Here is a 21,811-nt window from a genome sequence, read left to right on the forward strand (position 1 = left end):
GTTGCCTGCGGTTTAAACAGGTGGAAGCATCTTCTTAAGTCGAAGGAGGAAGTCCAGTTGACCAAAATTATCATGAAAGCGGAGTACCTGAACTCCCTCGCACAGCAGATTGAACAAGTTACCGCACAACTGCAGCAGGTAGATGGCGCTCTGCAACGTTCCATTCAGGGTGCAGCCTGGCAGTCTGGGAATCGTCAAACCATCATTGGGTTATACCAGACACACCAGCAGCGGTTTCAGAGCGCTGGAGAGAATATGCACCAACTGGCGGCATTTGTGAAAACCACCCGTGAGCGAATGGAACAAGAGGATCAGTCAGGTGGTACATTTGGGCTGACCGGAATTAATCCAATCGCTCCATTTGACGGACCAGGAAGCACGGTAGGAACACTGACGGGAGCCGCGGCTGTTGCCCGGTTGGGATATCGCGTGAAAAATGGCTACATGGTCAAGCCGCAGCTGGACCGGAATACGCCACGTATTTTGGTTCGTGAAAGCTACGATTCGGTCAAAGATAACAAGATTGTGAACGGAAGACCCAGAGACTACAAAATTCACTATGTCCGTGACATTGAAGCCAAACTTACCAATGGAACCGCTACCCCGCAGATTAAGGAAATAGCCTCTATGTTCAAGCCGGGTTATGCGGTCAAATCTGCATTAACGGACAAGCTGGGATGGGCAAGTGTTGGCATTGATGTTTTCACAGATACCCAGGAGAACATTAGCCATAATGCATCTAGTGACAAAATTGCTGGAGATATCATCGGTAATGTTGTTGTCGGCAGCGCAACAACCGTTGGCGCAACACTCCTGACAGCGGCTATTCTGCCTGCAGCAGCACCTGTGTTGGCAGTAGGCGCAGTTGGTTTGGGCGTATCCGTAGGCCTGACTTATCTTGCGGAAGGGGTAACGATGAATATGGATCTGGATGGGGATGGGAAGGATGATTCTGTGAAGGATGTCGTTAAGCATGGTGCGAAGAAAGCCTGGTCTACAGTAGCGGGGTGGTTTAAATAAATGGCAAGCAAAAAACGTAAAAATTCAACGACCGGTACCACGGTTTCTGCAATGTATGAAGGAACGTCCTATCACCGGGAGACATTCGAAAACTATCTGGCTGTATATGCGGTAGAGGGCATTCGGTTCAGTGTGGGTACGCTGGTACTTTTCTTTCTTAACATATTTCTGTTGATTCCCGTGTTCAGTGTTCCGTTCCAACCCGTATACGCTTATATTCTCCTGCCGCTGCTGGTGGTGATGAATGTGTGGGCCGTCGCCTTGATCGTAACACCACGAAGGTTGCAGCTGAATTATGTCCTGTTTCGGGGTGTGTTTGGGATCGTCTGTTCTTTGGGCTTTATGATTATTGTGCAAAAGTTTGCATACGGCATGTTGGGCTTCACAACGCCGTGGTACGCCATTGCATCGTTTGTCTTATATGGATTTGCCTTATATCAGTATGCGAAGTTTCATTTGCGTAAACTGCGACAGTCCCCTCACCGAAAAAAAGGGGAAATGGGCTCCAGAATGCCAGTCGCTATGTTAACGATGTTAACGGGAGCTGGATATCTTCTGGCCAACATTTCACTGGCTTTTATTACGCAGCAGACCGTAGCTGTTGTGCTCATGTGTGTGTACATTATGCTGGCTTTTGTCGTATTTCACTTTATTATGGATGTACACCGATACTACTGGCTTCGCCGGGTGTTGAACAAGTCTGATGAAGTTCATGCCAATAAAAACATAAAATGATAAAGGAGGGCGATCACTATGGAAAAAGAAACATCCACTTTACTGCCCAATGGCTCCGTCGTCCTTTTAAAAGAAGGCACCAAAAAGTTAATCATCTATGGACGCAAGCAAATGTTGATGACGGAAACACCACGTCAGTTCGATTATATTGGCTGTTTGTATCCGGAAGGGTATATCAATGCGGATTATACGTATGTATTTAATCATGAAGATATCGAAGAGATCATTTTCAGGGGTTATGCAGATGAGGAAGAAGAGGCGTTTGCTGTAAGTTTGAGTGAATCATAGAAATCTCAAAAAGCCATGGCCTTGAAAGAATGATAAATCATCATCTTCGGGTACATGGTTTTTTTGATGCGATGTGATGTGACATGTGTTTTGCTTTATCGGGACTGATCCACTTCACGAAAACGGGTCGCCGTCTGCTGAAGACTATTGCTTGTCTCCTGCAATCCACGCAAATAATGGCTTATAGACGTTATGCTACCATTTATTCGTTGTAAAAACTCACGCTGGCGCTCACCTTCCCACTGACCTTCAGACTGGTCAATTATCGTTTTGAGCTGCGCAAGGATATCATGTCCGTTCTGCGAGGCCTTGTTGAATTCACCCGCAAGTTGCTGCAGTTCCTCCGGGGATAGATCGATCCGCTGGTCCATTATGATCTACTCCTTATCTTTTCTTCTGTTAAATGCAGTATACTTCATTATAACGTTATTCAATATGAAATGAATCTGGACAAAAGCCTTGTTTTTAGAATCATAGCGATCATTTGGAATAGGACAAAGCACACATCGAATCTGTCCCGCATCAGGAAGAACAGAATGATGTGTGTTGGTTATGTTGTATGATTTCAGTGTGATTCCTTAATTTTAAATTCGAAATTATTTCACTTTTTGCACAGATACCGCCATTTGCTCCAGCTGTGTGTGAGTTAATGCGTTTTTTGGCGAGCTGAGCGTCACATAGCGATCATCCAGTTTGAATGTCAGCATGTCGGTTTGATCCGGTGTGTACCATTTGGCGGTAACGCCGTTGGGCAGTTTTACATTTTTGCCGTCATAGCTGAAGGAGTAGTCTTTGGGTGATACTGTCACGTTCATGTGATTAAAAACAAAGTTTACACCATCCCCGCCAGCACCTACACTTTTAAACGTATCCCCGGCAATCATATGTTGTGGTGCGTAAGCAGTCTCAAATCCTTGGAATTTTGCAAATGCTTTGCGGATGGCAGCCGACTGTTCTTGTGTATATTTCACATCAGCGAACCCGGTAACGCCCTGATCATTGCCTTGTACCTTTTGTACAGATACTGCCACTTGCTGCAGCTGAGCCTGAGTCAGCTTATGATCCGGTGAGCTAATCGTAACGTAACGATCATCCAGTTTGAACGTGAGCATACCCGTTTGATCTGGTGTGTACCATTTGGCTGTGACGCCATTGGAGAGTTTTACGTCTTTGCCATTATAACCGTCCGAATAATCTCTTGGAGACACACCCACTTTCATATGACTGAACGTAAAGCTTACGCCGTCTTCTCCAGCTCCTACACTCTTGAACGTATCACCTGCAATCATTTGCTGAGGAGCGTAAGCTGCCTCGAAACCATCGAACTGTGCAAATGCCTTTTGAATGGCTTCTTTTTGCGCTGCGCTATAGGATACGTTGTTCAGCGTGGATGGGTTGCTTGTAGCCTCACCGATAATGACCTGTCCTTTTTTGCCGTCATACGATACAGGTACATGCAGTGCATCAGCAATGGCCCGTACAGGCAGATAAGTGGAATTGTTGTAAGTGATTGGAGCCAGTTTGTTGCCATTGCCATCCGTTGGTGAGTACGCCGCACCGTCTACATTGAAGCTGATACCATGGTTGAGATATGCCGAGATTTTCTCCAATTGAGTGCCAGCGAATACACCCGTTGCTCCTGTTAAAGTCATGCCCAATACCATCATCGTTGCTGCAGATTTCTTCAAGTTTTTCTTCATCATATTTCTCTCCTTTAAATTGTGTTATTTATAATGGCTTGCTGTCCTTATGGCTTTATATTACCCGCTGAACATATCCAGAATAATTCTGAATTATCTCCAACTTGTAAACATGTGTATGGACGCGGCAAAATATCATTTTGCCTAATTTAGAGAATCATTAAGAGTCAGGAAATGAGGGAAGTCATGACAAACATCGATTTTGTGGCAGAGCATTACGATATTGGGAATATTCTAGACTGCCATTCCATACGACAAGGAAATAGTTCAAAGGCGATGCTCGTTCAGGCTTCATACGGGAAGTTCGTACTGCGTAAACTGAGGGATGAACAACAGGCGTGGACTGAATATAAAATGTATCAGGCATTGGCATCCGCAAATATCGCCCCATCCATGGTACATGCCAAAGACGGCCTTCCATTTATCACGGACAACCATGAAGTCTTTAATCTACAGACTTATATAGAGAATGCCCTTCCCCGTAACCAGATTAACTTGGATTTCATTCGGATAGGTCGGTTGATCTCTCTTTTCATCGTGTGACGAGTCATCTTGAGATTACCGAACAGGCAGATCGCTTCGCGTTACCCCGATTATGGAGTGAAGTTTCCAGAGAAGTAACCACATCAATATCTGAATGTATACGTTCTCTGCAACAACATACAGAGCATTGCATGGAATACAAGGATCACTATAAAGCAATCATTCACGGGGATCTTGGCATTTGGAATTTGTTATTTACAGAGGAGAGCATCCACATTATTGATGTTGGAGAAGCAAGGAGAGGGGATATTCATTTTGATTTGGCAGCCACGCTGAGTTCCTCCGTTTTTACATCTGTTACAGAGAGAGAAGCAGGAGAGATTGTAGCTGACTTTGAGCAGGGATATACTCAGGGAGGTAATTCTTTCAGCAGGAAAATTCTTTACGAACAAATGCATTTGTGGGTGGTACGAGGACTCTTGACCGTCATAAGAGAGAGGGGGATGGTTCGCCAAACCATCCCATATGTACAACGAAACCTTCAATTACTCGAAAAGTTCAAACATGTACTTTGCGGAGAGTAAGGTTATTCAGTTGAATAAATACAGGACGAAACCGCCTATGCCGAGAACGATGGCACCCACGTATACATAGGTAAGTTTGCTCAGATTTTGCTTGGTCCTGCGATCATACTCGGGGTTGCTGGTCTGATTCGCTTTCGAATTCCCGATGATCATTGTAGCAATACCACCGAACAGGGCAATACCAATAATTAAAATATAGGGCAGCAATGTCATGCGATGACCTCCTTCATTGAAATCAATCGTTCTGTTCATTGTACTTCAGGTTTACCTTGGATGTAAGCTTTTATTGATAAATATAGGAAAATAAAGTTCTTCTCTTACAGTATATATATAGCGCTGAATGGAGCGGATCACTATAATTTTAAAATTTTAAATTTGAGATAAACCTTGTTGTGGCGCGCATTCGCGGCTTTCCTGGACGGAGGCTGCGATTTTTTTGCCCAGAGAGGTGATCCAGATGGAAGAACTCTACGTTACACCCTATGAAGACGACGACGAGGAAACAAAGGATAAACAAAACTAACCGAGGAGTGAACACGTAATGAAAATGAAAATGAAGAAATTTATCGCACCCATGCTGAGCTTGACGTTATTGATGCCGGGAATCGCCGGGGCTGCTTCAACACCACAGACACCGATGGCTACGATGAAAGCAAGTGTTAATACACCTGCTGCTGACCTGAGAGCGAGCTTGGATCATCTGTTATCCGAACACTTTGCACTCGCTGTAACCGCAATGGCGAAAGCATATGACGGAGCAAAAGATGCGGACGCAGCTTATAAAGCACTCGACCAAAATGCATTGGATATGCAGCCGGCTATCGCTTCCCTTTACGGTGATGCAGGAGCCAAAGAATTCGAACGCATCTTCCGCGCTCATAACAAATATACAGACGATCTTGTGAAAGCAACTAAAATGGGCAACCAGGCTGGGATCAAACAGGCACAGGATAACATCAATGGTTTTGTAGAAGAATTCTCTACATTCTTGAGCACAGCAACCGAAGGAAAATTGCCAAAAGCAGCAGCCAAAAATGCTTTGAAAGTACATGAAGATCTCGTGCAAAAAGTATTTGATGAGTATGTCGCTGGTGACTACGCAGATGCATATAAAGCGTATCGTGAGGGCTTCAAAGAAATGTTCGATGTGAGTAAAGCACTTTCCACAGCAATCACAACACAAATGCCTGAGAAATTCGAGAATAGCAAAGCAGATTCACCAGCAGCTGATCTGAGATCCGCATTGAATCACTTGGCTTCCGAGCACTTTGCTCTGTCGGCTCTGCAAATGCAAGAGCAATATGATGGTCGCACAGCAGCATCGAATGCACTGGTTACAGCTGAAGCTGGAAACACAGCGGATTTCAAAGCAGCGATCGCTTCCATTTACGGTAACGACGGTGCAAGTGCGTTCGAGGAAATTTGGGTAACCAACCATGTGAATGCACAAAGCGACTATGTAACAGCCGTTAAAAACAATGATGCAGCGGCTCGTGCAGCTGTCGAGAAACGTATTGACGGATTCACGACGGAGTTCGCGACATTCCTGGATTCCGCAACTGCAGGTAACCTGCCGAAAGCTGCTGGACAACAAGCACTGACTACACATGAGAAGCAAGTGCAGCAAGTATTGGATCAATACGCTGCGGCTAACTACGAAGGTTCGTACACCACCAACCGTGAAGGATTCAAAGTTATGTTTGGTGTAGGTCAAGCCCTTGGTAATGCAATCGTGACGCAATTCAACGACAAATTCCAAGAGCAGCCCATGACACCGACAATGCCCGGAACAGATACAACTACTGTATGGATGCAACTGAACAGCAAAATGCTGAAAATCAATGACAAAACAACCAATATGGACACAACACCAATGCTCTGGAAAAACACAACCTACATTCCACTGCGTTTCCTGAGTGAAGGAATTGGTGCAACTGTGAAATGGGATAAAAAAGCACAACAAGTAACCGTAATGGCTGGTAATGATACGCTGAAATTCTGGGTGAACAACAACGTTATGGAAGTGAACGGCATGAAGAAAAATGTAGGTGCAACGGTCTTTGTAAACAAAGATGGACGTACGCAAGTGCCACTGCGTTTCATCGCTGAGCTTCTTGGCTGGGATGTAAAATGGGCTCAAAAAGATGGTTCCATCACACTGACTAAATCCATGTAATCGCTATTTATAAAAGAAGAACGAAAAGGCTGCCCCATACGGCAGTTTTTTTCGTTTCAGCGGCTTCACTTGGACGCAAAAAGACCACATCAAAATATTCAAATATTTGGTATAATCAGGGGAGTCAGCAACCTCACCGCAACGTGTATATGGATCACGGTACGGTTATGGACTGTACATAATTGTAACACTAGCCCGTTGGAGTCATGTATGTTGTATTATTATTCGGTATGATCAAACAAGAAAAGGGGGTTCAAGCGGATGGACACAGCTTCAAAGCCTGAGGGACGGGCAAAAAACATTGATACCCGTCTGTTTATTGCCTGGGCTGTATCAGTCATTGCGACTGGAGGCAGCCTTTATTTTAGTGAGATTAAGGGATACATCCCCTGTGATCTGTGCTGGTTCCAACGGATCTTTATGTATCCGTTAACGATTTTACTGGGCATTGCCTACTTCAAGGATGATGTGGGCATCACCAAATATGTTCTTCCACTTAGTTTCATTGGGGGCGGAATCTCGTTATATCATGTAACGATTCAGCGTATTTACTCCGCTACGGGGAGTTCAGTGGCATGCGGACAAATTCCGTGTTATACCGATTACTTGAACTGGTTTGGTTTTATTACGATACCGTTACTTGCACTGATCGCATTTATCATCATTATTGTGATGCTGTGGGGAATTGGAAAAACACCAAAATCTTCTTCATAAGAAAGGACAGATAATTGATGAGCGGACAAGTCCGTTGGTTCATGCCCTTCATCATTCTGACCCTCCTGATTGCGGGATGCTCCTATGAGGAGCAGTCCCAGTCTGGTGAGATGCCGGAGATGATCAAAGTACAGTTGGTGGTCCCTGACAAAGCTTCTCTCCATAAGCCTGTGACCTTGCAGGTGAAGCTTACTCAGGGTGAAGTGCCGGTAAGCGATGCGGATCAAGTTCAATTCCAGATATGGGATGAGCTTGAGGATGCCCCGGCAGTCTCGCCTGAACTAGGAATGATGACAGAGGATAAGCTGGAGGAACAAGGCGCCTTGAAGGCAAGCGAGGTAGAGAATGGTCTGTATGAGGTGCAGTATACTTTTGAGCAGGCAGGTACGTATGTGGTTCAGGCCCATGTGACACATGGGGCCATGCATAGTATGCCCAGAGCGAAGATCCAGGCGAAGTAAAGAGCAGACTGGTGTGCGGATTGGTTCGGGCTGAAAATACGTATATAATTATTAAGATATGAAGAATGTTGTAGGAAAAGAGGCTGTTATGGCAACAATTCATGATGTTGCACTCAGAGCTGGGGTTTCGGTAACCACCGTCTCGCGTGTATTAAACAACCGGGGTTATATCAGTCAGAAGACACGGGATAAAGTGTACCAAACCATGAACGAACTGAATTATCGTCCCAATGAAATTGCCCGTTCTCTGCTGCGCAAGCAGTCAAATGTAATAGGTTTGATTATTCCTGATGTGTCTCACCCGTTTTTCGGAGAACTGGCAAACTATATTGAGTATCATGCATACCGGAACGGGTTAAAAATGATGCTGTGCAACTCACACATGGACCCTTCCAAAGAGCGAGAATACGTGGAGATGCTCAAGGGTAACCGGGTCGATGGAATTATTATGGGAAGCCATACGCTCGAAGTGGATGAGTACATGAATCTGCATTCTCCCATCGTTACATTGGACCGACAAATCAGTACTGACATCCCGTTCATCTCATCTGATAATTATCAAGGTGGGGTTATGGCAGCCGAATTGCTGCTCTCCAAGGGCAGACGACACGTGGCGCATATCTGCGGCAATCTAGGGCTGCAAATGCTGTCTAATCGCAGAACTACAGGTTTCACGGACACACTGAAGGCACATGGAATCCAGCCGGTCATGATCCATGAAACCGACCTGAATGTGTTCAGTCAGCATCAGTATACCGAATTGGTCGGAAAACTGCTTGCTCAGCATCCCGAAGTGGATGGACTGTTCGTAACCAGTGATCTGATGGCCATTCATGCCTTGAAGCAAATCGTGCTTCATGGTCGCAAAGTTCCCGAGGATATCGCAATTGTTGGTTATGACGACATCCAGGCGGCGGGTTACGCGATGCCAGGAATTACAACCATAAGGCAGCCAATGGAGGCCATGGCTGAGCTAGCCGTAGAGTTGATCCGAGGCCAGATCGCTGAGGAGGAAATCGGGATGGAGCATATATTGCCAGTCACACTGGTGGAGAGAGAGACGACCTAAACAAGGTCGTTTTTTGCATGCTTTTATGCGTCTATACATTCTAATAATTAATGGGAAGGTAACTTATTTATTTTATGTCAAACGATTGACATGTCAAACCTTTGACACTATAATCATTTTTGTAAGCGGTTCCTTTTATAATATTGAACGGGGGCAATAACAGATGAAAAAAGAATGGAAATGGATGAAATTATCAGTCTTATCATTGGTTATGGTAGTTATTCTTTCGGCATGTGGCGGTGCCAAGTCAGGAGCGGGAACGGAGTCATCGTCCGCATCCGGTGATAGTGTCAAAATTACACTGCTGAATTCCAAAGCAGAAATAAACAGTCAGTTGGAGCAGGCAGCAAAGGATTTTCAATCTGAGAACCCTAATATAACACTGGAAATCGTACCTGTAGGAAGCGGGCAATCTCCTTTTGAGAAAGCCTCGGCGCTCTATGCATCTGGCAATCCGACAACAATGATGATGCTGGATACAGGGGATGTTGAGAAATTCAAGGACCGTGTTATGGACCTTACCTCTGAAAAGTGGATGAAGGATGCCGTCGAAAATAGCACCACGGCAACAACATTTGAGGAGAAAAACTATGCATTTCCACTCTCCATTGAAGGATATGGCTTCATCTACAACCAGAAGATACTGGATCAGGCCGTAGGCGGCACATTTGATCCCCAATCGGTGCAAACCACTGCACAGCTCGATGAATTGTTTCAGAAGATTGCATCAACCGGAAAATCACCCTTAATTGTATCACCTATGGATTGGTCGCTTGGCGCCCACTATCTGGCACTTGCATATGGCGGACAGTCTCCGGATCGCGCCAAAGTGGATCAGTTCATAAGTGATCTGAAAGCAGGTACAGTGGATTTGGCTTCCAACGCTGTATTCAATGGCTTGATGGATACGTTCGATCTGATGAAGACCTATAACATCGACAAAGCCTCCCCGTTGTCCGGGACGTATGAGCGTGGACCCGAAGTACTGGGTAAAGGCGAGGTTGGCATCTGGTTTCAAGGCAACTGGGCATGGCCGCAAATTCACAGCTTTGATACCGCGGATGGGCAATATGGCTTCCTGCCGGTTCCTATAAGCAACAATCCCGATGATTTTGGCAACACGCAAATTTCTGCAGCCGTATCCAAACGCATTCTGATCGACAAAGAAAAAAGCACACCAGCGCAGCAGGAAGCTGCGAAAAAATTTCTGGACTGGATAGTCTATGAGGCTAAAGGTCAAGATTTCCTGGTGAATCAGGCCAGCGTCATTCCTGCATTCAGCAATATTACACTTGAACCGGCTGATCCGCTGGGCAAGTCGATTAGTGAATACATTAAGGCAGGCAAAATTGAGGAATCGATGAGCGCGCTTCCAGCTGACCATTGGTCCAAATTGGGTGCTTCCATGCAGAAATATTTGGCTGATGTGATTGACCGTAATGGACTCGCCAAAGAAATTCAAGATTATTGGACCAACGTGAAATAAACTGAAGCAGCGTTAGGGCATAGATAAAAGCAACTCTTTATCTGTTGTCCACCGGGTTTTGGATGCTTCACATAGAGAATGGTAGGGATTTCGGGGACACTGGTCGGGCGGGAGATCAACTTTCCGCGCCCGCTTCGTCTTCGGGCAACCGACTGTATACACCCTGGGATAGAGTGGAGGATAACGATGCTTACCGAAAAAGGATTTTGGACCCGATTGCGCACCCGACTAATTTTTACGGGTCCAACACTATTTGCGTTTGCAACGGTCATGATTATTCCGTTTCTGTACGGGATTTATCTGACGTTTACGGATTGGGATGGTATTGCTGTTGAGCAAAGTCTTGTGGGCTGGGACAATTATATCGGCGTGTTCAAGGATACCGTGTTCTGGAAGTCATTCGGGATGACTCTGGAATACGTATTTATTACCGTGGTGTTGACCAATGGCGTGGCATTTCTACTTGCTTACGCGGTAACACGTGGTATGAAGGCACAGGGCTTGTTCCGGGCTGGCTTTTTTCTACCCAATCTGGTCGGCGGAATTGTGCTTGGATTCATATGGCAGTTTATCTTCAATCAAGTACTGGTTTTTGCCGGTCAGAAAATGAACATTCCGCTGTTCGGAACATCATGGTTATCGGACCCTGATAAAGCGTTCTGGGCACTAGTTGTCGTTACCGTATGGCAGTACGCAGGATATATGATGGTGATCTATATTGCAGGGCTGATGAATGTGCCCAAGGATGTCATGGAAGCGGCCAGTATTGATGGAGCAAGCAATCGCAGAATGCTGGCACGGATCGTTTTGCCACTTATGGTACCGTCGTTTATCGTATGCATTTTCCTGTCCCTCCAACGGGGCTTTATGGTCTATGATCTCAATGTCTCCCTCACTAGCGGAGGACCCTTCAAAAGCACAGAAATGGTATCCATGCATGTGTATGAACAGGCCTTTCTGGCACGTGATTACGGGCTTGGTCAAGCAGAGGCGTTTGTACTGTTTATTCTAGTCGCTACGATTACATTACTCCAAGTCTATTTCAGCAAGAAATTGGAGGTGGAGGCATAATGGCTGGACAATCGCGCTTGTTGGGCTGGGCCAAGCTGTTTTTATTAATTGTAGCGATGATGTTGTTCATTTTTCCGTTTCTGCTGCTCATTACGAATTCATTTAAGGCAAATCAGGCCATAACTTCAGATCCACTGGGCCTGCCAGTGTCCGTTCAATGGGATAATTACGTTAGTGCCTTCGATAAATGGGGTATATGTCTGCCTTCGGAAATTCTTTGCTAATTACGGTGGCAGGTGTGTTACTGATTGCAATGCTCGCTGCGATGACAGCTCATTATTTTGTACGGCACAAAAGCAAGCTGAACCAATATCTTTTTTTTCTGATGGTGGCAGCAATGATTATTCCTTTTCAGGCAATCATGATTCCACTCGTGAAAATATATGGTTCACTGGGGATGCTGGACAACAAATGGTCACTTATCTATATGTATATCGGCTTTGGCAGTCCACTCGCCGTCTTTATTTATCATGGCTTCATCAAGAGCATCCCGCTGGAACTGGAAGAAGCGGCTCTAATAGACGGCTGTGGCCGAGTACAGACCTTCTTTCGCATCGTATTGCCGGTGCTCCTACCAACAAGCGTTACGATTACCGTGCTGAACGTCCTGTGGATCTGGAATGATTTCTTGTTGCCCTCTCTGGTACTGACTTCATCCGAACAGCGGACACTACCGTTATCCACCTTTTATTTTTATGGTACCTATACGGTTGATTATGGTCCATTAATGGCTGGTTTGGTGCTCACCTTGCTGCCAGTGCTAGTCGTGTATCTGTTTGCACAGAAGTATATTATCCAAGGCGTGATGCAGGGGTCCATCAAATAATTGGTTTCAGATTGATTGCAGTAGAGAGACAGGAGTGATAGACATATGAATCAGGAATCATACTTGAAACGGGAAACAGAAACAAAACAAGACACGGACAATGAACTACTGGAAATATCGCATCCTGCACAGGGAACTTATACACTAGCCCGCTCAAATGCGTATATCAGGGAACAACGTCAAAAGGTTAATCCGGCTTACCGCCTGGCATATCATTTGATGCCTGAAGTGGGCTGGATGAATGATCCTAATGGTTTTGTATACTACAACGGGATGTATCACATGTTCTATCAGTACTATCCCTATGCTCCGGTATGGGGACCGATGCATTGGGGACATGCGGTGAGCAAGGATCTGGTTAGCTGGTCTTATCTCCCGGTGGCGTTAGCTCCGGATCAGAGTTATGACAGTGGAGGGTGCTTCTCAGGAAGTGCTCTCGTTCAGGGCGACAAGCTGCTGCTTATGTACACGGGACATGTCGTGACTGGACCAGACAAAGACAATGATTACAGGCAGACGCAGAATATCGCTGTATCGGACAATGGCGTTGATTTTGTCAAAAGTGTGCTGAACCCGGTCATTGGGCTGGATCAGATTCCAGAGCATACAAGTCCGAGGGACTTCCGTGATCCCAAGGTGTTTGAACGAAATGGGATTTATTATTGTGTGCTGGGTTCAAACGACGGGGCTGGCCGAGGTGTAATTCTGTTATATCAATCCACCAATCTGGAAAAATGGAGCTACGTCAACGTCATGGCGCAAAGCGACGGTACACTTGGAGACAACTGGGAATGTCCCGATTTATCTCTCTTGGAGGCCGAGATATTTTGATCATGTCACCGCAGCGGATGCCCGCTCAGATGGATAATTATCGAAATTTACATTCCACGGTTTATATGATTGGTACATTGGATGAGAAGCAGGGTGTACTGGAATATGAGCAATATGATCCACTCGATTACGGGTTTGATTTTTATGCACCGCAGACAACGGACGATGAGCAGGGCCGACGCATCATGGTGGCGTGGATGGAAACATGGGAAACGGATATCCCAACGCAGCATGGTCATCATTGGGCAGGAGCGATGACGCTGCCACGGCAGATCGTTCTGAGAGGAGAGCGATTGTTCTTTCTGCCGATCGCGGAGCTGAAGCAATATCGCACAAACGAGATCAAGCAACAGAACATCCATTTGGACGGGATACGTGATTTGGATATGCCAGGAGACCGCTATGAACTGTATGTTGTTTTTGAATCGGGAACGGCAGAGAACTTTGGATTGAAATTACGTGTGGGTGAGGGGAAGAGACCGTTATCACCTATCAGGTGGAAGAGCGTAAGCTTCGTCTTAATCGGGATCGTTCGGGAAATGGCCTCGGAGGTGAACGTGCTGCAGAAGTGGAGCTGAATGACGGCAGGCTGGAGCTGCGAATTTTTGTGGATGTCTCATCGGTTGAAGTATTTATTCAAGGCGGGAGAAGGTCATGACAGCGCGTATTTATCCGGGACCGGACTCAACGGGAATATCAGCATTTTCCTCCGGTAACTGCACGTTGTCTGAAGTATTCAAATGGGATCTGAAGGTTTAAATGGGATCTGAAGGTTTAAATGGATAGGAACTGTTCCCACGCGGATTGCTGCGTCAGGAGCAGTTCTTTTTGCGTAAACGAGAACTTTCCAATGAGTTGAGTATGGTTTAAAATTTGACCTTGACCTTGAATTATACTTCAAGGTTTATCCTTGGTGTATTACATCAAGTTGGAGGTAGAATAATGAGGATTTTAGAATGGATATTGGTACTCATCACGATATTAGCTACGGCACTTATGCTGGCGGCTCCTAAGCGCCGTGCGTATTCCATGGGGATGTTTTCCGCTCTCGTGCTGGCAGTGCTGCTGCATGGCATTATCAATCATTTACGAGTGCAGATGCTGCCTACCTATATCGTGTTGCTTGTACTTATAATTCTGTGGAGCGTTCAATTCGTAAGATGGGGACGCCGTAGACACTATTCTCACCATGCACCCCAGAGCACGTTGAAATCCAGACGTCGCTCATGGATCACAACGTCCCTGTCCTCTGTTCTGGTGCTGGCTCTCAGTGCAGGTTCCATAGTGTTGACGTCGTTTTTCCCTGCGTTCACGATGCCTGAACCAACAGGTTCATTCGCCATAGGCACCTTTTCTCAGCAGCTAACGGATGAATCCCGCGAAGAGACCAAGACGGCTGAAGCGGGTGATAAGCGTGAGCTTATGATCAATGTTTGGTATCCTGTAGATCAGGAAACGGCCAAAGGATTGCCGCTAGAACATTATCCGGCCGAGTTGGGAGAGGCGATCAGTCTCGTATTTGGAATTCCACCGATGGTGTTCAGTTACCTGGATACGATTCCCACACATGTTGTTAAGGGTGCTGAGGTATCTGCCGCACAGAGTAAATATCCAGTATTATTGTTCTCCCCTGGAGTGCGCTCAGCACGTTTTCAAAGTATGACCGCGATTGAGGAACTTGTAAGCCATGGCTACATTGTTGTTGGGATCGACCATCCGTATACATCTGCTCAAGTGACATTCCCGGATGGACATATTGCTTCATATGAGCCAGATCCTGACTATCCAACGTCAGAGGAGCTATATCAACATAATATAGAAGGTGTTGGTATTCGTGCAGCCGACGCAAGCTTTGTACTGGATACACTCACCCAGTGGAATACACAAGATCCGAATCAGCTGCTCGAAGGCAAGCTTGATCTGGATTCTGTCGGTATTTTTGGTCACTCCTATGGTGGTGCAACAACAGCGGAAGCGTTAGCCCAGGATGACCGTTTCAAAGCAGGACTCAGTTTGGAAGGCGGATTCTGGGGCAGTGTTTCTACGACAGCTTTGAAACAGCCGTTTATGTATATTATGTCAGGAGAAACAGCCAAAAGCCTGGACCCAAGCGTAACCGAGAGAGACAAGGTGTTCTATCCCGAGTTTGAACCGGATTTGGATTACGTGATGTCACACAGCTTGAATGATACGTATTACTTAACCGTGGATGGCTTTTTCCATCAGAGTTTCACGGATATCTCCTTAATTTCACCCAAGATGTTTGCCAAGGGCATGACGCCGGAGCATAATGTGGACATTACCAGATCGTATACATTGGCATTCTTTGACCGTTACTTGAAGGGAGAAGAGGAGCAACCATTGCTGGAAGGGCCGTCAAACCATTTTCCGGAGGCCACCTATGATATGAAGTATACCAAGCTGCGCAGCAAGCAGGAGGAATAATGCATAGAAGGATGGAGGAGTAGGCATGAAAACGATGACAAGAGGAGAGTTGGCCAAACGTACGGGTGTAAGCATGGCAACACTTCGATATTACGAGGACAGCGGGATTCTGCCTGCTCCCCGTCGTTCATCCAACGGATACCGTGTGTATACCGAAGATTATCTGGTTAAGATCAAATTCATTAAGGATGCTCAATCACTGGGTTATTCATTAAAGGAAATAAAGGATACGTTACAGCTGCTCAGTCAGGAGGATGTGGAGAGCGAAGCACTAAAAGAACTCGTTCGTGACCGAATTGAAGAGATTCAACTGCATATCGATAACCTGCAGCAGATGCAGACGCTTCTTGCCGGGTTGCTTCTGACGCCAGAGCATGATATTCACAATTATATTGAATCTTTCCGAATCAATAGGGAGGAGGGGAATACGTAAGGTGACTTCATAATGTAACTTCATAATGTAACCCTGTAAACAATTAACACCTTCGAAGAATTATCTCTGACGCGTCCGGCGTGAGAGATATCCTTGAAGGTGTCTTTGTTGTTCCAACCATCCCGAAATTGATTCAAAACAAACCTGCTTCACGCAGAAAATGGTGCACAATTGCCGTCTGATACTTGATCCGTTCCGAACGGTTCAGACTCCAGCAGGTTTCTACCGTAACCGAGCGCGCTTGAAGCAGGCGAGCTGCGGCTGTTCGTGCTGAACCGGGCAATTCGTGTTGCTTCAGGTTGAAGTGTCTGTCACGAATGGGAATTGACCGATTCATTCGCGCTATTATTCGTTTGCATACCGGAACAGCCCGGCTGCCAGGATTGGTAATCAAGGTTTGTCCCAGTACCTGTGAACTGCGTTGGGATAATCCGTTTGCTTCATGCAGGTCCAGCCACCAGGCAGGCCCATATTGACGGGCAAGCCCAAAGACAGCGGAAGCAAGCGGATGTTTGGCTTTGCCAGAGAGATGCCGCGGGAACGTGCGGTTTAAATCAGGTTTTCCTCGGCTGTTGTTCCGATAGGCCTTCTGATTCACCCGTGGCACAATAATGAGGATTCCGCGAACCACGTGTCGTCGTCCTGTCATGCAGTCATTAGCCAGCTTCTGCGCAGCGGCCATGCTTGCGGTTTCGTTCCCGTGAACTCCTGATGTGATCATGATGACGGGTCCGGGCTTCGTGCCTCGAACGATGTAATAGGGAGTGGCGTGTGCACTGGATGCAGCAAGTGTGTGTTTGGTAACAAGCATGACACTTCACCTCCAATATTACAGTACGTCATGTCCTTCCCGCATGTAACGGCATTTGAACAGGCCCTCATCCAGATCCTAATAAAATAGGCCAGTCAGTACACCCGATGAATAATATCCTCAAAATCCGGTTCTTTCATCTCGACATCTTCAATCTGGCCCCATTGCTCGAGCTGTTTCAGAATGTCCATCGTGCTCCACTCTTTACGATTAACTTCGACGGTGACGACTTGGCCTTCTGCCCCTGTAATCTGAATGGCGGACGATATGATATCCGGCATATGAAACGAACCCCGATACGTCACCCGGATAAGCGTTGGCAGACCGATGGTGTCACGTAGGGAGGGAATTGAGCCGTCATACGTAAGTTGGCCGTGATTGATTACCATCACCCGACTGCATAGCTGCTCAATATCGTCCATGTCATGGGTGGTCAGCAAAATCGTTTTGCCAAACTCTTCATTTAATGTACGAAGAAATTGACGAATGTTCCGCTTCGCATTCACATCTAGTCCAATCGTCGGCTCATCGAGAAAAAGTAGTTCCGGATCATGCAGCATGGAAGCTGCGAGATCGGCACGCATTCGCTGACCAAGCGAGAGCTTGCGGACAGGCGTGGCCCAGAATGATTCAAGATCCAGCAGCTCGGCGAACTGGCCCAATCGTCTCTTTTTGTCCTCGGGACGGACTCCGTACATCTCGGCCAAAATATCATACGAATCCTTCACAGGCAGATCCCACCAGAGCTGGCTGCGCTGTCCAAACACCACACCTAGACGTCCAACCGTGCGGCGTCTTTCCTGATGTGGATTCATGCCACCGAGCAACACCTCACCCGAGGTTGGATGGAGGATACCCGTCAGCATTTTGATCGTGGTGGATTTGCCAGCCCCATTCGGGCCGATATAACCAACAAACTCTCCTTTGCCAATATCAAAGCTAATGTCTCGCACCGCTTCCTTGGACAGATATTCGCGTGAAAACAAGGTGCGAAGCCCGGAGAACCGGCCTTCGCGTACCACAGGAGTTTTGAATTCCTTTTGCAGATGGCGCGCTGTAATCATGGTCATGACGATATTTTCCCCTTAGCTACCCGTACTTTGATATTTGGTTAAACCGAATTTCCAGAAACGCAGACTTGCGGCCAGGCTCAGGATGGCAACTACGACAATCGCAACAAGAACCCATGCTCCTAATTCCCCGCGAAGCAGATAGAGTGACGGAACATAGTTGACAAAACCCACCGGGATTACGGTCAGCAATATGCCGGACATCCATTTGGGATATAACGTCAGCGGATATTGGGCAGCCGTACGGGCCGCATCCTCGGTGATGGTCTGCAGCTCCTCAATGCGTGTGGTCCAGAATCCAAGCGTTGCCGTGGCCAGCCCAATTGAAAAAAGAATAATGGACCCGGTCAGGATGATGAGCAGAGAGAAGGGGATGACAGTCCAGCCGATCTGTCCGCTATGCATCATGCCCGCCAGCGACCAGCAAAGAATAAACCCGCCTTGTAACACCTCACCGGCCATAATGCGAAAGTTTTGGGGCAGTAACGCCAGCAATACGGGCATGGGTCTGGTTAACAGTTGATCGAGTTCGCCGCCGACCAAATATTTTTCCAGATGATGCACTTCGTTGCCAAATGTTCGATATAACGTCTTGGATAGGGTCATGATCGCGAAGAGGTAACCAATTTCATGAAGGGACCAACCTTTGATGGCTCCGAATTTGTGCAGCACCAGGGCAACCATTAGAAACTCGGAGATTTGAATCAATGCGGCCAGAACGGAGGCCATGATGAAATTGAACTTGTATTGCATCCGACTACGGATGCTCGTTCGAATGAGCATTTTATATAAAGTGAACCAGGAAGTGGTCTTCATCCGCCCTGCACCTCCACTTTACGGCGCAGTACCTGGGTTATCGCCAGACAGACGAACGTCATGAGGACACACCAAATCAAGGTTCCCCATAGCAAGGAGCCGTTTTCGTAACCCAGATAGATCCGGGTTGGGACATAGAGCAGGAAAGGATAGAGTGATAACCAGGCGATTCGTTCCAGCCAGTCTGGCAGCCATTCCAGCGGGATGAAGAAACCTGCGAGCAGATTCATCATGGCGTGATTGCCCCAATGCAGCCAGGAGGACTCCGTAGTCCACATCGCGGTGGCGCCAATAATGTAATTCATACAGATGGATAAATAGGATGCGCCGGCAAGACCAATTGCGGTAAATAGCAGGGTTGAAGCTTCTGAGGGCCATTGCAGAGAAAATACGATGGAGAAGAGCAGGTAAATCGGAATGCTTTTGTACACGAACTGGTAGGCAATCTGCCCCCATTCACGTGCCATCAGGTGGGTGAATAGATGAACCGGCCTCATGAGATCAAGCGCGATCTGCCCTGTCCTGACCGTGAGTGGAATACCCAGTCCATTGGTGAGAAAACCTGAGATCCAGAGAGAGGATTGCGTAAACGCAATGTAACTGATCATCCCCTGTGTCCCATATTCTCCGAGAGAGTGGTCAGCCCCGATGCCGATCCAGAGGCAGGCGTACATGTAACCGAACATGGCGCTTGCCAGGTTATGTACCATGTGAGCTCCGCGGTATTGCAGGTTCCGGGAGTAGGCTTTGGAAGCCAGAGTGAAATAAAGCATGTGACACCTCCGATAAGTTGGTTGAACGGCGGTTCCGTTCACTTCAGTCAAGGCGAAAAGAGAGAAGGACAACAGCATACCAATTTATTCCTTCACAGGCAAGACATTTTTTTGGCATATACCGGAAGAAATGAGGCTGTTCAACAATGCGCCACAAGACAGCGGTTTGTCCGTTCCTTTATAATTGAGGGGCAAGAACGCAAACGTTTACAATATAAACTATTCAAATTATAAATAATCCGCCGGGCATGTGCCTGACGATTGAGGATACAGCTTCAACAATCCGGCAAGAGAGAAGGTTGGAATGAGGAAAATTGCATGGGTCACCGACAGTACGAGCACACTCGATCCGCTATTTGCTGAGCAGAATCATGTTTACATCGTACCTCTGCGCATTGTATTTGGAGAGGAATGTTACCGGGAGACGGAAGATATTTCATCGGAACAATTCTATGAGAAACTTGGTGAGGCATCACGGGCAAGCAGTTCACAGCCGCCGATTGGTGAATTTATTGAACTGTATGAGTCGTTGAAAGACCAGTACGATGAGATTATTACTATTCATTGCTCCACTGCACTTAGCGGAACACTGCACACTTCGATGCAGGCTGCCGAGATTGCAGGTGTGACGATTACCGCCATTGACTCCAGAGCAGGTGCGTATCCGTTGCGGGAGATGATCTTGCAAGGATTGGAAAGGCAGAAGCAAGGCTGTACGGCATCCGAGATCAAAATTCATATCGAACAGATGATTGATAACATGTCCTTTTACCTCATCCCGGCCAGTCTTCAGCATCTTCACCGCAGTGGTCGTGTGTCGGGGACCCAGCTTATCCTTAGCCAATTGTTGAAGATTCATCTGCTCTTACGATTCGAAGAGGGCAAAGTGGTTGTGAATGAGAAAATTCGTACGTTCAAACGGGCCAAACAGCGCATGCTGGATGTGCTCAAGGTGGATATGGGGAAAGTGAAGCATGTATGCATCATGCATGCGAACAATCAGGAAGAAGCTGTTACAATCAAACAGCAGATTGCAGATTTGCTTCCCCGCTTAAAGACGGAAATTATGCCTTTTATCCCTGTGGTAGGCATTCATGCAGGTGCGGGAACGATCGGACTGTGCTGGATACGCAGCGAGACGGTATAGGATTTGTTTATTAGACCTGGCAGGTGGTTCACTTTGAAACATAAAGTGGCGATCCGGCCGGGTTTTTCGTATTTCATTGCCAATTCATGCAAACTGTGAGGTAATAAAGGAAAACGTTCATGTTGGAGGGAAGCTCGTGTCAAGTTATCGCTTGCTGCTTGTTGAAGATGATCGCTCAATTAGTGAGATGGTTGGTCCTTATTTGGAAAAAGAGGGCTATGACGTCTCTTATGCATATGACGGATTAGAGGCAGAACGCCAATTCAGCCAATCCCAGCCAGGCTATGATCTGGTCATCCTGGATCTGATGCTGCCGCATAAAAGCGGTATGGAAGTGCTTCAGGCCATCCGTGCCGTCAGTCTGGTGCCTGTTCTCATCCTGTCTGCGAAGGACGGGGAGGTGGACAAAGCCCTTGGACTTGGGTTCGGCGCTGATGATTACTTGAGCAAACCGTTCTCGTTGATTGAGCTGACCGCCAGGATCAAGGCGGCTATTCGGCGTGCCAATTATAATGCACAGTCTGAGATTACAGCTCCTCCAAAGTCCCAGCGCATTGAGATTGGCGGCATTACGGTCGATATGGAGACGTATGAGGTGGAGCGGGATGGGACACCTGTAAGGCTTACCTCCAAGGAATTTGGCATTCTCAAGATGTTTGTAACCCATCCCGGCAAAGTATTTACCAAGGCTCAGATTTACGCTTCCGTTTGGAACGATCACTACTATGGTGACGAAAATATCATTAACGTTCATATGCGCCGTCTGCGCGAGAAACTGGAAGCTGATCCTTCAGAGCCGCGATACATCAAGACGCTGTGGGGAATTGGTTATAAGCTGGAGGTGGACCCGGGGTGACGCTGCTCTTTGCTGT

At 46.8% G+C, this 21,811-nt stretch carries 22 protein-coding genes and 3 pseudogenes; 18 read left to right on the forward strand and 7 right to left on the reverse strand.

The annotated features are described in order from the left end of the window. The first annotated feature begins 57 nt into the window (after positions 1-57). From ACTWJ7_RS06900 to ACTWJ7_RS06910, 3 genes are read left to right on the forward strand one after another with little or no spacing between them, the layout of a single operon-like run. Positions 58-1,020, forward strand: coding sequence for a hypothetical protein (locus ACTWJ7_RS06900; protein ID WP_301879880.1), 963 nt, complete (start codon positions 58-60; stop codon positions 1,018-1,020). Next, positions 1,021-1,755 (forward strand): hypothetical protein, encoded by a 735-nt coding sequence (locus ACTWJ7_RS06905; RefSeq protein ID WP_443145239.1) that lies wholly within the window; start codon positions 1,021-1,023, stop codon positions 1,753-1,755. Between the two features lie 18 nt (positions 1,756-1,773). Beyond that, complete coding sequence (locus tag ACTWJ7_RS06910; RefSeq protein WP_301879869.1) at positions 1,774-2,043, forward strand: DUF4176 domain-containing protein; 270 nt, start codon at positions 1,774-1,776, stop codon at positions 2,041-2,043. A 95-nt stretch (positions 2,044-2,138) separates the two neighbouring features. On the opposite strand, the gene ACTWJ7_RS06915 is transcribed toward ACTWJ7_RS06910, so the two are convergent. Further along, positions 2,139-2,414, reverse strand: coding sequence for a WXG100 family type VII secretion target (locus tag ACTWJ7_RS06915; protein WP_053780166.1), 276 nt, complete (start codon positions 2,412-2,414; stop codon positions 2,139-2,141). Positions 2,415-2,639: 225 nt separating this feature from the next. Further along, positions 2,640-3,746, reverse strand: coding sequence for a stalk domain-containing protein (locus ACTWJ7_RS06920; RefSeq protein WP_301879867.1), 1,107 nt, complete (start codon positions 3,744-3,746; stop codon positions 2,640-2,642). Between the two features lie 183 nt (positions 3,747-3,929). On the opposite strand from ACTWJ7_RS06920, the gene ACTWJ7_RS06925 reads away from it, so the two are divergent. Continuing rightward, on the forward strand, positions 3,930-4,286 hold the full coding sequence (locus ACTWJ7_RS06925; protein WP_443145240.1) for a hypothetical protein: 357 nt from the start codon (positions 3,930-3,932) through the stop codon (positions 4,284-4,286). After that, complete coding sequence (locus tag ACTWJ7_RS06930; RefSeq protein WP_443145241.1) at positions 4,283-4,810, forward strand: phosphotransferase; 528 nt, start codon at positions 4,283-4,285, stop codon at positions 4,808-4,810. The genes ACTWJ7_RS06925 and ACTWJ7_RS06930 overlap by 4 nt, the downstream gene beginning before the upstream one ends. Positions 4,811-4,816: 6 nt before the next feature. Here ACTWJ7_RS06930 and ACTWJ7_RS06935 read toward each other — a convergent pair whose 3' ends face one another. Next, positions 4,817-5,023 carry a hypothetical protein gene (locus ACTWJ7_RS06935; protein ID WP_024631462.1) on the reverse strand — a complete coding sequence of 69 codons (207 nt, stop codon included), beginning with the start codon at positions 5,021-5,023 and terminating at the stop codon, positions 4,817-4,819. Between the two features lie 334 nt (positions 5,024-5,357). Between ACTWJ7_RS06935 and ACTWJ7_RS06940 the strand changes: the two genes are divergently transcribed. From ACTWJ7_RS06940 to ACTWJ7_RS06990, 11 genes and pseudogenes are all read left to right on the forward strand, one after another. Then, positions 5,358-6,986 (forward strand): copper amine oxidase N-terminal domain-containing protein, encoded by a 1,629-nt coding sequence (locus tag ACTWJ7_RS06940; protein WP_301880622.1) that lies wholly within the window; start codon positions 5,358-5,360, stop codon positions 6,984-6,986. 261 nt (positions 6,987-7,247) lie between these two features. Then, positions 7,248-7,700 (forward strand): disulfide oxidoreductase, encoded by a 453-nt coding sequence (locus ACTWJ7_RS06945; RefSeq protein ID WP_024631460.1) that lies wholly within the window; start codon positions 7,248-7,250, stop codon positions 7,698-7,700. A 17-nt stretch (positions 7,701-7,717) separates the two neighbouring features. Beyond that, positions 7,718-8,161 carry a FixH family protein gene (locus tag ACTWJ7_RS06950; RefSeq protein WP_024631459.1) on the forward strand — a complete coding sequence of 148 codons (444 nt, stop codon included), beginning with the start codon at positions 7,718-7,720 and terminating at the stop codon, positions 8,159-8,161. An 88-nt stretch (positions 8,162-8,249) separates the two neighbouring features. Further along, positions 8,250-9,230 carry a LacI family DNA-binding transcriptional regulator gene (locus ACTWJ7_RS06955; RefSeq protein ID WP_079350147.1) on the forward strand — a complete coding sequence of 327 codons (981 nt, stop codon included), beginning with the start codon at positions 8,250-8,252 and terminating at the stop codon, positions 9,228-9,230. Between the two features lie 163 nt (positions 9,231-9,393). Further along, complete coding sequence (locus tag ACTWJ7_RS06960; protein WP_301879866.1) at positions 9,394-10,716, forward strand: ABC transporter substrate-binding protein; 1,323 nt, start codon at positions 9,394-9,396, stop codon at positions 10,714-10,716. 186 nt (positions 10,717-10,902) lie between these two features. Beyond that, the gene (locus ACTWJ7_RS06965) at positions 10,903-11,787 is read left to right on the forward strand and encodes a carbohydrate ABC transporter permease (RefSeq protein WP_079350146.1); all 885 of its coding nucleotides are present in this window, start codon (positions 10,903-10,905) and stop codon (positions 11,785-11,787) included. Beyond that, positions 11,787-12,613: pseudogene (locus ACTWJ7_RS06970) on the forward strand (carbohydrate ABC transporter permease). Before ACTWJ7_RS06965 ends, ACTWJ7_RS06970 begins: the two are co-directional and overlap by 1 nt. A 273-nt stretch (positions 12,614-12,886) precedes the next feature. Next, a pseudogene (locus ACTWJ7_RS06975) lies at positions 12,887-14,022 on the forward strand (glycoside hydrolase family 32 protein). Next, positions 13,941-14,203: pseudogene (locus ACTWJ7_RS06980) on the forward strand (GH32 C-terminal domain-containing protein). The pseudogenes ACTWJ7_RS06975 and ACTWJ7_RS06980 overlap by 82 nt, the downstream one beginning before the upstream one ends. A 183-nt stretch (positions 14,204-14,386) precedes the next feature. After that, positions 14,387-15,889 carry an alpha/beta hydrolase gene (locus ACTWJ7_RS06985; RefSeq protein WP_301879863.1) on the forward strand — a complete coding sequence of 501 codons (1,503 nt, stop codon included), beginning with the start codon at positions 14,387-14,389 and terminating at the stop codon, positions 15,887-15,889. A 25-nt stretch (positions 15,890-15,914) separates the two neighbouring features. Continuing rightward, the gene (locus ACTWJ7_RS06990; protein WP_301879862.1) at positions 15,915-16,322 is read left to right on the forward strand and encodes a MerR family transcriptional regulator; all 408 of its coding nucleotides are present in this window, start codon (positions 15,915-15,917) and stop codon (positions 16,320-16,322) included. 133 nt (positions 16,323-16,455) lie between these two features. Here the strand turns inward: ACTWJ7_RS06990 and ACTWJ7_RS06995 are convergent, their stop codons facing one another. From ACTWJ7_RS06995 to ACTWJ7_RS07010, 4 genes are all read right to left on the reverse strand, one after another. Then, positions 16,456-17,133 carry a succinylglutamate desuccinylase/aspartoacylase domain-containing protein gene (locus ACTWJ7_RS06995; protein WP_079350141.1) on the reverse strand — a complete coding sequence of 226 codons (678 nt, stop codon included), beginning with the start codon at positions 17,131-17,133 and terminating at the stop codon, positions 16,456-16,458. Between the two features lie 95 nt (positions 17,134-17,228). Further along, positions 17,229-18,197, reverse strand: a complete 969-nt coding sequence (locus ACTWJ7_RS07000) for an ABC transporter ATP-binding protein (RefSeq protein WP_301880621.1) — start codon at positions 18,195-18,197, stop codon at positions 17,229-17,231. 21 nt (positions 18,198-18,218) lie between these two features. Then, on the reverse strand, positions 18,219-19,019 hold the full coding sequence (locus tag ACTWJ7_RS07005; RefSeq protein WP_079350140.1) for an ABC transporter permease: 801 nt from the start codon (positions 19,017-19,019) through the stop codon (positions 18,219-18,221). Further along, positions 19,016-19,792 (reverse strand): ABC transporter permease, encoded by a 777-nt coding sequence (locus ACTWJ7_RS07010; protein ID WP_301879860.1) that lies wholly within the window; start codon positions 19,790-19,792, stop codon positions 19,016-19,018. Before ACTWJ7_RS07010 ends, ACTWJ7_RS07005 begins: the two co-directional genes overlap by 4 nt. A gap of 304 nt (positions 19,793-20,096) precedes the next feature. On the opposite strand from ACTWJ7_RS07010, the gene ACTWJ7_RS07015 reads away from it, so the two are divergent. Further along, positions 20,097-20,939, forward strand: a complete 843-nt coding sequence (locus tag ACTWJ7_RS07015) for a DegV family protein (RefSeq protein WP_079350139.1) — start codon at positions 20,097-20,099, stop codon at positions 20,937-20,939. 187 nt (positions 20,940-21,126) lie between these two features. Then, positions 21,127-21,795 (forward strand): response regulator transcription factor, encoded by a 669-nt coding sequence (locus ACTWJ7_RS07020; protein ID WP_052016671.1) that lies wholly within the window; start codon positions 21,127-21,129, stop codon positions 21,793-21,795. Positions 21,796-21,811 lie beyond the last annotated feature (16 nt).

It is taken from the genome of Paenibacillus sp. 1A_MP2, assembly GCF_052244825.1.
GTDB classification, from domain to species: Bacteria; Bacillota; Bacilli; order Paenibacillales; family Paenibacillaceae; genus Paenibacillus; species Paenibacillus vandeheii.